Raw genomic sequence first — 11,503 nt, 5'->3', positions numbered from 1 at the left:
CTTGGCAAAGTTTTGAAGCGGGTCTGGGGGACGGGTGCGAGTTCGAACGATGATGGCCGGTCTGGCCGCCACGTCGGTGCTACTGACCGGCTGCGGTACCACCGGCCTGGAAGCACGGCAGGGGCCTCAGAAGCCCGACTCGGCCTCCATCTCCGACGCCCGGAAGAAACTGGCCGACCTGGTCGTCAAGGGCCGCGCCCCGAAGACCGGCTACGACCGCGACGAGTTCGGCCCCGCTTGGTCCGACGTGGACCACAACGGCTGTGACACCCGCAACGACATCCTCAAGCGGGACATGGAGGACGAGAAGTTCAAGCCGGGCACCCACGACTGCATCGTCCTGAGCGGCACCCTCCACGACCCGTACAGCGGCAAGACGATCGACTTCGAGCGCGGCCAGGACACCAGCTCGGACGTCCAGATCGACCACCTGGTCCCGCTGTCGGACGCCTGGCAGAAGGGCGCGCAGCGGTGGTCGGACGCCAAGCGCAAGGAGTTCGCCAACGACCCGCTCAACCTGCTGGCCGTGGACGGGCCGCTGAACGGCCAGAAGAGCGACAGCGACGCCGCCACCTGGCTCCCGCCCAGCAAGGTGTACCGCTGCTCCTACATCGCCCGCCAGATCGACGTGAAGGCGAAGTACGAGGTCTGGGTCACCTCGGCGGAAAAAGACGCCATGGAGACCATCCTGGACGCCTGCTGACGGCATCCAGGCGGCTCGTGACGCCGCCAGGGCCTCCCGCCGCCGGACCGCGCAGCTTGACCATCCTGCCGCCAAGGCCTATCTGAGCAAGGGCGAATCTGAGCAGGCGGCGCATAGGGTGTGGGAGTCGTATTAAGTGCGCCAAAGTAAGCAAAGCCTCATCACCTTTGCCGCCACTCGATAGCTGTGTTTAACTGTGGGCAGAAATTTTCTCCAGGTGCCTAGGGGCTTGGCTCCGAACATCACATTCTAAGGCCGTCCCTCTGGGGCGGCCTTAGCGCTATGGTGCCGCTATGCAGTTCTGCTGCCTCGACGAAGCGGGCGGCGATAACGCTTGCGATGACGAACCTGGATCTGCTCATAGTATGAGTCATGGTCGGGGCAAGAGCTCTAGCGTTCCAGCGCCTCCAGAACCGCTGCTACGTTCTTCTCGCGGGCCTGTGCGGCCTGCCTCAAAAGCTCCAGCTCTTTGCTGTTCTCGGCGATGTTTTTCTGTTGAATCATCACCTCGGCGCGCCGTAACACGTCCACCATCTCGACTTGGTACTTGCATATGACGTCCGCGGTGGCCACCTCGCGCTCCTTCACCGATGCCGTCGGGGTGTTCAGCTTCCACTCCTTGTCGGCGATGGCGTCATCGGGAGAAGCATAGGAAAGTCCGCGAGAGCGCATGCATGTCTGCCATGACTTGTTCACGGCTTGCGCGCTGGGTTGATTTTTTGCGGCGTTAAGGGACGCTCTATTGAGACGGATAAGTAATGCCTCGTCGACCTTGCCGACCGAGCGTTCGAGGCGATCGTAAGCCGATGCAGCACAACCATCATCTGCGGACTTGTCGGAACCTCCCGGGTTCCCGGCCTTATTGGATCCGAAATATCTATCAGCCGCACGTGGATTCCTGAGAATCTCGTTTCGCTTGCGTAGAGTTAGCTGTGATTGAGCGCTGACCGGGAGATGGTAACCGATGTGTTCTGCGATGTCTGGATCGATTACTCCGTAGCGGCGCCGCTTGGGATCGAATCCAGAATTTGGCTGCGGCGGCACGTACCAATCGAATCCGGCGTTCTTCATGCACGCGCGGGCGAGTAGATCAAACGCCCGGTTGTAGCGAGAATCAGCCTCGCCGGTGAGTTCGTAGGCGTCGAAAGGCAGGCTCAAATCAACGGCAGCGGCACGCTCGCCAACACTCGGCTCGTGGCGGTCCAGAATTGCGTAGTATCCGATGCCGCTCAGCGCGATGATCGACGCAATAACCAGCATCACAGCTTTGGTTTGGTTTCTCATCACCGTTCACCAGAAGAATGCGGATGAAGGGGTCCGGGATGCCCCGCGATGCCGGGCTGAAAGAGACGGTGCCCGGGACCTAGGGAGGTCCCGGGCCAGAGGGATGGTTCAGCAGCTCATCGTGTGCGCGCTCGCCATATTGTCACCCAGATCGGTGTCGTCCCTCACATTGTCAACGATGCGGCCGGCCGAGATGCGGGCGACAGCTCCGGAGCCACCGACGTTCTGCCAAAGCTGGACCTGGCAGGGCTCTCTATTCCAGGCAGAGCTTGTCTCGTTGTCGATCCCATCGGTGGTGCCGATCCAGGAGTTATCGTTGTAGTTGGTATCGGGGCCCGTCCAGTCGACGATTCCCCCGGTGCGGTTGTAGTTCTCGTATACGCAGAATTCGCCCGTCTCGCAGACGCCATTCTTAGGCGTTGCTTGAGCGGCGGTGGAGAAGGCTGTAGTGGCGGTGGCGACGGTGAGGACGACGAGCCCGGCCCTGCGCATGATACGACCCATGAGGGAGATTCCTTTCTTGAGCGTTCATGACGTGCGTGTCTCTCAACGGCCTCTAACGTGCTACTCTGTCAAAAATATGCCCTTGGCCGTTGTGGATTCAGATTGCCAGAACTGCTTGGACAAAGTCATTAACGCTCAGTCCACAACATTTTGACCATGCATCAACTTCCGTGTTAATGCATCATTTGTTAACTACATGGAAGTATTTGTTCATTGGTGCGATCTGGAGGGAGTGACCATGTTCCCCGCCGCGGTGACCGGCTCACGCGGAACCCGTGGCTCTCGCGATCCCTTCGCGGTGGGACCAATACTCCAACCGCACTTATCGATCTTTGAGGCGTTGTCGCTGGTAGTGGCTTTGTCGGGCGCAGGTTTGGCGGCGTCGTCGCCAGCGTGACAGAGCAGGATGTGGTCTTCTTTGATGAGTGGTCGGGTCAGCAGGGCAAAAGGCGGCGGATCTTGTTGGCGGAGGCCATGATGAGCTGGTCGGTGGTGGCCGGCTCGCGGGTTCAGGGGCCAGGGCGGCGCAGGTGACGGCGAGGAAGGCCAGGGCGAGCATGGCCAGGGTGATGTAGCGCCCTTGGCGCGCGCTTCGCACGTCAGGCGCTGCCATCCGCTCTTGGGCACCCGCAGGAGTTGAGGCTTGGTGGCGAAGGCAACCTGTTCGGGGACTCAGGCAGGTCGACTACCTCTACGGCACCCGGGCGGCCCGGTCGGCCGGGGTGGACTATCTGAACACCACGGTCGGGCCTCTGCTGCGGGGTTTCTGTGACGACAAGGCCGGCGCCGAACTGCTAGGCGAGTTTTCCGAATGTTCGGTTGTTCCGTCCGGCCTTGTGTGGTTGCTGCCCTATGTCACGATGCTGGCGTGGACACGTCCGACATGACAGCCGCCGCGTACGAGGTACATCGCCGCTGGCGTGCCTGGGAGGCGCCTGCCGGAGACTTCACCCTATTCGCCGATGGGTCTCTGTCAGTGATGGACCTCAGGTGCCTCTCCTCGCCGGGTCGGCGCAACGATCTGGGAGCTGAGCGGTGGGAGTGGGTCGAGCGCCTACGAGCCACCGCATGGACGGCCGTCGACTGGGTGGATGTCGATTGTGTGCTCGCCTCGCGCACCTACGCCGGAGGCCGCGCTTTGGCAGGAGAGTCATGCGCCCACGGCGGCATTGGCTGGGTCGCCCTGACGCGAGACGATGACGAAGGCACTCTGGAATGGGTGGTGATCTCCAGCGGGTCCAATCCGTTTGCCGAGGTCGCTCTGGATGAGACCACTGTGACAGCCGTCAGTACGGCAGGCTGTCTGGGCCTTTCCCCGGAACGCCCCTCAGCAGGTGAAGATCACTGCAGATCCGGCCTACCCTCGCAGCCCGTCAGGCCTCGGCGCTGAGTGCCGCCTTCGTCAGGTCGGCCTGGCGCCGGATCTGGCCAAGGACGATCGGGTTCACGCCCTTGGCCTGGAACGTGGCGACCATCTGGTCCATGACCGCGTTCGCCCGCTCCAGATCCCCCTGCCGCGCCTCGGCCCTGGCCAGGCGGCGCATCACCAGGTTCAGGGTGATGTTGTCGACGCCGGGCTGCTGGGTGACCCGCGTGAGATGCTCGATGCCCTGCTTGGGATCGGGCTGCCGGACCTGCAGCCGCTTGCCGGCCGTCACCGCCTTGAACTCCCGCTCGGCGTTCAACCCCTTGACCAGCCGGGCGTAGACGGACAGCGGGTGGTCGCCGTACCGGTCGATGACCTCGTCCAGTGCCACGTTGCCCGAGCGCAGTGTCGGCGAGTCGGAGCCCAGCAGAGAGAACAGCTTGCCCTGTTCCTCGCCCAGCATCAGCTCGGCCACCCGGTGGTCGTCGCGGCTGACCGGGAGGCGCACCCGGACCAGGCAGGCGGGGGAGACGATGCGGGAGCCGTCGGCGGCGATGTACTGGGCGCGTACGTGGTATTCGCCTGGCTGCTGGAAGTAGTGGCCGTCGCGGCCGTGCCCGATGTACGCGCTGCGGTACATCGCCGGGTTGCCCTGGTCCAGCCGGATCTCCGGTGAGGTGTCCACGCAGTGCCGCATCATCGGCCGGTAGAGCACGGTCCTGCCGCCCGGCTGCGTGATCGACACCTGCGTGAACTCCGTGTCGGGGTGCAGGTGCCCGTGCGTGCTGCGGGGCTCGCCCTCGTAGGACAGCTTGAACTCGACCACCACCGGCTCGCCCAGCTCGAACGAGTCCTTGGCGCGCACCTCCAGCCGCAGCCCCGAGTTGTCCTCGACCGGCCGCTCGAACGGGTCGATCTCGGCGGCCCCGGTGCCGAACGCGTTCGCGCCCATGGCCACGTCGCGGTAGAAGCCGTGGCGCAGGTGCGCCAGCTCCGCGTCGGTGAACTGGAAGGGGAAGGCCGCCCAGTAGCCGGGTTCGCCGCCGGGCACGTAGTTCTGCACGTAGTTCATCCAGGACAGGTCGCCGAAGCCGCCGGCGGGGCCGAGGGGCTGGGGCGGCGTGCCGAGGTTCTTCTGCCAGGAGTGCAGCAGGTTGAAGGCATGGCCGAGCTCGTGCACGTAGGTCCGCAACTGCGCCCGCTGGGCCTGCGGCGTGGTGCCCCTGATCGCGTCGTAGAAGACCGCGGCCCCCTGCCGCTGGTGCCGGTCGTTGTAGTCGAACATGATGCCCCGGAAGGCGCCCACGTGCTTGCTGGCCACCAGCAGCCACACCCGCCAGGCCGGTGCGTCGCCGAACGCGTTGAAGTGCTGCGTCATCGCGTGGTGCAGCTCGGCGTCGTCCCACGCCAGGTCCGCGCCGGAGCCCTGCACCGGGATCACCCCCGGCTCCGCGAGGGTCAGCTCGATGCCGGCCTCCGCGTAGGCCGCGCTCACGCTCAGCTCCCGCACCGGCGAGCCGCTCGGCCCCGGCAGCGTACCGGTCTGGTACGACACGAACGGCACGGTTCCCACCACGGAGTCCTGCTCCAGCAGCACGCTGCGGAAGTGGGGAGAGGCGAAGGACACCTGATAGGTACGCCCCGCGACCACGGCCGTCCCAGACCGGTCGGCGATCACGATGGCCACGTTCGGCTCTGTCGTGCCGAACGTGAACGCTCCCCGCCCCTGGATTCGCACGCCGTCACCCTCGGCCGGCACCCTTACAGGGGCGTTCACCACGAACGAGCCGACGTAGGAGGTCGTCGCGCCCGCCACGGTGAACACGTCGCCACTGACCCGTTGAGTGGGTCTGGTCCCGTCGACGTCGATCCGGAGCGACAGCCGCGAGTCGCCGTCCTGTCCCTGGTACAGCCCGCTGATCATGAGAGCTCCCTGGGGGGTCACCGAGTTGTCTACCAGGGACACTTCTCCCGGCGGGCGGCCCTGTCAACGAGATCCGCGAACTTCCAATGCCCCCAGCAAATCCTCCGAGGCACGCGTGATCGCCTCGACGGCCCGGTCGAACGCCTCCGCGTTGTGCGCGGCGGGCGCGCGGAACCCGGAGATCTTCCGTACGAACTGCAACGCGGCGGCCCGCACGTCCTCCTCGGTCACGCTCTCGGTGTACGGGGGACGCAGTGTCTTGATGCTTCGGCACATGCCCCTAACCGTAATATCCGATCCGCTGGCTTATCTCCCGGCCGGCCGCCACCAGCAGCTCCGCCACCTCCGGCAGCCGCCGCGGCGTCAGCCGGTAAGACGGCCCCGAGGCGCTCACCGCGGCCACCACCGCGCCGTCGCTGCCCCTGATCGGCGCCGCCACCGCGTTCAGGCCCACCTCCAGCTCCTCCACGGTGGTGGCCCAGCCGCGCTCCCTGATCTCCTCCAGGGCCAGCCCGGCCACCGAGGTGACCGTGTGCGGCGTGTAACGCTCCAGCTCGGCGGGCAGCCGCAGGGCGCCGAAGGCCAGCAGCACCTTGCCGCTGGACGTGGCGTGCGAGGGGGTGCGCTGGCCGACCCAGTTGTGCCCGCTGATGGCCGCGGGGCCGCGTACCTGGCTGACGTTGACCGCGTCGCCGTCCTGCGGCACCGCGATGTTGACGGTCTCGCCGACCGTCTCCGCCAGGCGCAGGCACACCGGCCGGCTCTCCCGTGACAGGTCGAGCTGGGCCGTGGCGGCGCCCGCCAGCCGTACGACACCGAACCCGAGCCGATAGCGCCCCCGCTCGCTGCTCTGCTCCACCAGCCCGCCCTGCTCCAGCGCCGCCAGCAGCCGGAACGCCGTGGACTTGTGCACGTCGAGCTCCACCGCGAGATCGGTCACGCGGGTGGCGCCGTCGCGGGCGAGGATCTCCAGGATCGTGATCGCCCTATCGACCGACTGGACCGACGTCGTGTTGCTCATAGCGCAACACGATACTTGCCGGTGCCGCCTTCCGAGTCGCCTGCGGCCGCTTCACCCTCCGCCGGTCGCGGGGCTGAGCTCGTTGCCGAAGTCGAAGGCGATCTTCCGCATGCCCTCCGCCAGGTCCTCGCGGTTCAGCGCCTCGATGCGCTCGGCGGGTCCCGAGATCGACATGGCGGCCACCGCCCGATCTCCGTCCCACACGGGCACGGCCAGGCAGTGCACGCCGAGCTCCTCCTCGCCCAGGTCCATGGCGTAACCCCGGGCCCTGGTCAGGTCGAGCTCGGCGAGCATGGCGGTCACGTCGGTGATCGTGTTCGGGGTGCGCCGCGGCATGCCCGTACGCTCGAACGTCGCGACCGCCTCCCGGCCCGGCCGCCCGGCCAGCAGCACCTTGCCCACGGCCGTGCTGTGCGGCAGCACCCGCCGCCCGACCTCGGCGAACATCCGCAGCCTGCGCGGCGAGGGCACCTGCGCCACGTAGACGACGAAGTCGCCTTCGAGCACGGCCAGGTTGGCGGTCTCGCCCGACAGCTCCACCATCTTGGCCAGATACGGCTGCGCCCACACGCCGACCATGCCCTCGGCGATGCCGCCCAGGCGGACGAGCCCGCCGCCCAGGGCGTAGCGGCGGTCGGACTCCTGGCGCACGTAGCCGCGCGAGAGCAGGGTCTGCAGCAGCCGGTGGATGGTCCCGTACGGCAGCCCGGTGCGCGCGGCGATCTCCGACAGGCTCGCCGACCCCCCGTGCTCGGCCAGCGCCTCCAGCACGTCGAGCGCCCGTTCGACCGACTGGACGCTCACCGGCCCTGCCTCAAAGGGTCACCCCGCGCAGGGAGGCGTCGAGCACCTCGGCCGTGTGCGCCACCCTGATCTCCGCCCCGGCGCGGCGCATGGCGGAGGCGATCTGCATGGTGCACCCGGGGTTGGCGGAGACGAGCAGCTCGGCGCCGGTCGTGGCGACCGCCTCGGCCTTGCGGTCGCCGAGGTCGCCGGCGGCCTGGGGCTGCAGCAGGTTGTACGTGCCCGCCGAGCCGCAGCAGATCGCCGACTCGGGGATCTCGCGCAGCTCCAGCTCCGGGATGCCGTTCAGCAGCTCGCGCGGCTGGGCCCGGATCCCCTGGGCGTGCGCCAGGTGGCAGGCGTCGTGGTAGGCGACGGTGAGCGGCAGCGGATGCCGCTTGGCCACGGGACCCAGCTCGGCCAGGTATTCGGACAGGTCCATGACCCTGAAGGACGGCCGGCTGCCGAGCAGCTCGCCGTATTCCTTCATGGACGAGCCGCAGCCGGCCGCGTTCACCACGACGGTGTCCACCCCGGCCCGCTCGAAGACCCTGATCGTCCGGCTCGCCAGCCGCCTGGCCTGGTCCTGGCGCCCGGAGTGCACGCTGAGCGCCCCGCAGCACCCCTGGCCGGGCGGGATCACGACGTCGCACCCCTCCATCGCCAGCACCCGCGCGGTGGCCGCGTTGACCTGCGGGAAGAACTCCCCCTGCACGCACCCCGTGAGCATCCCGACCACGGCCCGGCGCTCGCCCCTGGCCCGGACCAGGCGAGGCAGGCGCTGGCGCTGCTCCACCCGGGGCGCGAGCGCGGCCATGGCGCCCAGGCTCGGGTGCACCCGGCCGAGGAACGGCGCCATCCGCCCGGCCAGCCACATCGCCGGCCGCAGCAGCCGCAGCCGGCGCGGGTAGGGGAACAGGCTGAACACGACCTCGCGTACGGCCCGCTCGCGCGGCTCGCGTTCGTGCTCGCGCTCCACGGCCGCCCTGGTCTGCTCGATCAGCAGGTTGTACTGCACCCCGGACGGACAAGCCGTGACACACGCCATGCAACCCAGGCAGGCATCGAAATGTCCGGCCATCTCCGGTGTGATGGGAGTGCCCTCGACGTGCTGCTTCATCAGGTGGATCCGCCCGCGCGGCGAGTCCATTTCCTCGCCCCACAACGCATAAGTCGGGCATGTCGGCAGGCAGAACCCGCAGTGCACACAGTCGTTGATCAGCTTCGGGTCGATCTTCGGATCCACGTCAGATGCCTCCCAAGAACCGTCCGGGGGACATCACGCGCCCGGGGTCGAAGCGTTCCTTGACCCGCCGCATCAACGGCAGCCCGCTCACCTGCCCCCACCGTTCGACCCCCGCGTACGGGGCGGCGAGCACGTTCACCCGCCCCCCGGCCGACTCCACGGTCGCCCGCAACCCGGACACCGCCGCGGCCAGCTCGCTCTCCCCGACCGGCCGCCAGGGCTCCAGCAGCACCCGCCCGGTCACCGGCGAGCCGCGCAGCGCGAAGCCGGTCTCGGCCGCCGCGTCCAGCACAGCCCGCGTGGCCGTGGTCGGGAACCGCACCTCGACCAGCACCTCGTCCCGCTGGATCAGCCCCCACCACGACGGCCGCTCGCCGGTCACCGAGCCCTTCCCGACCAGCTCGCGTACGGCCAGCGCGCGCGCCTCGGCCTCCGTGCCCTCCACCAGCACGGCCAGGCTGATCGGCCCGGCCGGATCCGGCCAGTCCACCTCGACCGCGCTCGGCTCGGCCTGCGAGGCGGCCAACGCCGCGGCGACCGGCGCCACCTCGGCGCGGTCGAGCTCCGCCGTGACCCAGCGCCGGTCGGCGGGCAGCGGATGCAGCCGGAACGTCGCCTCCGCGATCACGCCCAGCGTGCCCTGCGAGCCGGTGAAGAGCTTGCCGAGGTCGTAGCCCGCCACGTTTTTGACGACCTTGCCGCCCGACTTCGCGATCGTGCCGTCCGGCAGCACCACGGTGATGCCGATGAGCAGGTCGCGCGCGGTGCCGTACCGGAAGGCGCGCGGCCCCGCCGTCGCGGTGGCGAGCGTGCCGCCGACCGTCGTGTGCTCCGCGAACGGCGGGTCCAGTGCCAGCTCCTGGCCCTGTTCGGCGAGGGCGGCGGCCAGCGCCTCCATGGTCACCCCGGCCTGCGTGCGCACCACGAGGTCGCCCGCCGCGTGCTCCAGGATCTCGTTCATGCAGCACATGTCGAGCAGCACGTCGCAGCGCTCGGGCGGGCGGCCCCAGTGCAGCTTCGTGCCGCCGCCCGCGGGCACCACGGCCAGGTCCCGCTCGGCGCAGGCCCGCAGCAGCGCCGCGACCTCCTCGACGGACTCGGGCAGGGCGACCCAGCGCGGGCGCACGCCGCTGACGGCGTCCTCCGCGCCCGCCTGCCTGACCGTCACGCCGATGTCGCCAAGCACGTCGCTGTCGTCAAGCATCAGCACCGCCCATCAGAACTGCTCCGCCTTCCCCGACTCCACCAGCGGATGCACGCCCTTGCGCACGCCCGGCACCTCGCCGCACAGCCGCGGCGTGGGGAACACCTTGCCCGGGTTGGACAGCCCCCGTGGGTCGAACGCGCACCGGACGAGCTGCATGGTCTCCAGATCGTCCTCGCTGAACATCCTCGGCATGTATCGAGACTTGTCCACCCCGACCCCGTGCTCACCCGTGATCGAGCCGCCGTGCTCGATGCACAGGTCCAGGATCGCCCCGGACACCACCTCGGCCCGCTCGCCCGCCCCCGGCTCCCCGTCGTCGAACAGCACGAGCGGATGCAGGTTGCCGTCACCGGCGTGGAAAACGTTGGCGACCTTGATCTGGTGCTCGTGGGAGAGCCGGTCGATGGCGGCCAGCACACCGGGCAGCGCCGTGCGCGGCACCACGCCGTCCTGCACGATGTAGGCCGGGCTGATGCGCCCGACGGCCGCGAACGCCGACTTGCGCCCCTTCCAGATCGCCGCCCGTTCGGCCGCGTCGGCCGCCACTCGCAGCTCGAAGGCCGCCGAGCAGATCTCCTGGAGCCGCTCGAACTGCCGCCGCACCTCCGCGTCGGGCCCGTCCAGCTCCACGATGAGCACCGCGCCTGCGCCCGCGGGGTAGGAGCAGGCCACCGCGGCCTCGGCCGCCTCGATGGCCAGCGCGTCCATCATCTCGATCGCGGCCGGCACGATGCCCGCCCCGATGATCGCCGAGACGGCCTCGCCGCCCTGCTCGATGTTCCCGAACGCGGCCAGCACGGTGGTCACGGACTCGGGCGCGCGGCTGAGCCGCACCGTGATCTTGGTGGCGATGCCCAGCGTGCCCTCCGAGCCGATGAACGCGCCCAGCAGGTCGTAGCCGGGATCCATGCGGTCGAGCGTGACCAGGTCACCGTCGGGGGTGACGATCTCGCAGGCTTCGACGTGGTTGACGGTGAAGCCGTATTTGAGGCAGTGGGCGCCGCCGGAGTTTTCCGCGACGTTGCCGCCGATCGAGCAGACCTGCTGGCTGGAGGGGTCGGGAGCGTAGTAGTAGCCGCGGTCGCGCACGGCCTCGGTGATCGCCAGGTTCGTCACACCGGGCTCGACGACGGCCCTGCGGTTGTCCAGGTCGATCTCCAGGATCCGGCGCATCCTGGAGGTCACGATGAGCACGCCGTCCTCGCGGGGCAGCGCCCCGCCCGACAGGCCCGTGCCCGACCCCCGGGCGACGAAGGGCACGCCGAAGTCGTTGCACACGCGCACCACGCGGGCGACCTGCTCGGCCGTGTCCGGCAGCACGACCACGCCGGGGGTCGCCCGGTGGTAGGTGAGGCCGTCGCACTCGTACGTGCGCAGGCGTACCGGATCGGTGATCACCGAGCCTTGGGGCAGCAGCGAGCGCAGCGCGGCCGTCAGCGTTTCCAGCACCGATCCCCCTTTACGT

General features: G+C 68.6%; 10 protein-coding genes. 1 reads left to right on the top strand and 9 read right to left on the bottom strand.

Annotated features, from left to right (window positions below; genetic code table 11):
- The first annotated feature begins 34 nt into the window (after positions 1–34).
- Positions 35–703, top strand: a complete 669-nt coding sequence (locus ABGB18_RS25960) for an HNH endonuclease family protein (RefSeq protein ID WP_347698195.1) — start codon at positions 35–37, stop codon at positions 701–703.
- A gap of 390 nt (positions 704–1,093) precedes the next feature.
- On the opposite strand, the gene ABGB18_RS25955 is transcribed toward ABGB18_RS25960, so the two are convergent.
- The 9 genes from ABGB18_RS25955 to ABGB18_RS25915 all read right to left on the bottom strand — a co-directional run bounded on the left by ABGB18_RS25955 (position 1,094) and on the right by ABGB18_RS25915 (position 11,484).
- The gene (locus ABGB18_RS25955; RefSeq protein WP_347698194.1) at positions 1,094–1,987 is read right to left on the bottom strand and encodes a hypothetical protein; all 894 of its coding nucleotides are present in this window, start codon (positions 1,985–1,987) and stop codon (positions 1,094–1,096) included.
- 108 nt (positions 1,988–2,095) lie between these two features.
- The gene (locus ABGB18_RS25950; RefSeq protein ID WP_347698193.1) at positions 2,096–2,491 is read right to left on the bottom strand and encodes a peptidase inhibitor family I36 protein; all 396 of its coding nucleotides are present in this window, start codon (positions 2,489–2,491) and stop codon (positions 2,096–2,098) included.
- A 1,373-nt stretch (positions 2,492–3,864) separates the two neighbouring features.
- Positions 3,865–5,781 (bottom strand): hypothetical protein, encoded by a 1,917-nt coding sequence (locus tag ABGB18_RS25945; RefSeq protein ID WP_347698192.1) that lies wholly within the window; start codon positions 5,779–5,781, stop codon positions 3,865–3,867.
- 63 nt (positions 5,782–5,844) lie between these two features.
- The gene (locus ABGB18_RS25940) at positions 5,845–6,057 is read right to left on the bottom strand and encodes a DUF2277 domain-containing protein (RefSeq protein ID WP_347698191.1); all 213 of its coding nucleotides are present in this window, start codon (positions 6,055–6,057) and stop codon (positions 5,845–5,847) included.
- A gap of 4 nt (positions 6,058–6,061) precedes the next feature.
- Positions 6,062–6,802, bottom strand: a complete 741-nt coding sequence (locus ABGB18_RS25935; RefSeq protein ID WP_347698190.1) for an IclR family transcriptional regulator — start codon at positions 6,800–6,802, stop codon at positions 6,062–6,064.
- Positions 6,803–6,853: 51 nt separating this feature from the next.
- Positions 6,854–7,606 carry an IclR family transcriptional regulator gene (locus ABGB18_RS25930; protein WP_347698189.1) on the bottom strand — a complete coding sequence of 251 codons (753 nt, stop codon included), beginning with the start codon at positions 7,604–7,606 and terminating at the stop codon, positions 6,854–6,856.
- 10 nt (positions 7,607–7,616) lie between these two features.
- The gene (locus ABGB18_RS25925; protein WP_347698388.1) at positions 7,617–8,819 is read right to left on the bottom strand and encodes a heterodisulfide reductase-related iron-sulfur binding cluster; all 1,203 of its coding nucleotides are present in this window, start codon (positions 8,817–8,819) and stop codon (positions 7,617–7,619) included.
- A gap of 13 nt (positions 8,820–8,832) precedes the next feature.
- Positions 8,833–10,035: an FAD-binding oxidoreductase gene (locus ABGB18_RS25920; RefSeq protein WP_347698188.1), complete on the bottom strand. Its 1,203-nt coding sequence runs from the start codon at positions 10,033–10,035 to the stop codon at positions 8,833–8,835.
- A 12-nt stretch (positions 10,036–10,047) separates the two neighbouring features.
- Positions 10,048–11,484 (bottom strand): FAD-linked oxidase C-terminal domain-containing protein, encoded by a 1,437-nt coding sequence (locus ABGB18_RS25915; protein ID WP_347698387.1) that lies wholly within the window; start codon positions 11,482–11,484, stop codon positions 10,048–10,050.
- Positions 11,485–11,503: the final 19 nt, after the last annotated feature.

The sequence above is a fragment of the Nonomuraea sp. B12E4 genome (assembly GCF_039871825.1).
Classification (GTDB): Bacteria; Actinomycetota; Actinomycetes; order Streptosporangiales; family Streptosporangiaceae; genus Nonomuraea.
This window is presented reverse-complemented; position numbering and strand designations above follow the sequence as displayed.

Coding starts and splice junctions, on each gene's coding strand:
- ABGB18_RS25955 (WP_347698194.1), bottom strand. CDS start 1,987: ATGAGAAACCAAACCAAAGCTGTGATGCTGGTTATTGCGTCGATCATC.
- ABGB18_RS25950 (WP_347698193.1), bottom strand. CDS start 2,491: ATGGGTCGTATCATGCGCAGGGCCGGGCTCGTCGTCCTCACCGTCGCC.
- ABGB18_RS25945 (WP_347698192.1), bottom strand. CDS start 5,781: ATGATCAGCGGGCTGTACCAGGGACAGGACGGCGACTCGCGGCTGTCG.
- ABGB18_RS25940 (WP_347698191.1), bottom strand. CDS start 6,057: ATGTGCCGAAGCATCAAGACACTGCGTCCCCCGTACACCGAGAGCGTG.
- ABGB18_RS25935 (WP_347698190.1), bottom strand. CDS start 6,802: ATGAGCAACACGACGTCGGTCCAGTCGGTCGATAGGGCGATCACGATC.
- ABGB18_RS25920 (WP_347698188.1), bottom strand. CDS start 10,035: ATGCTTGACGACAGCGACGTGCTTGGCGACATCGGCGTGACGGTCAGG.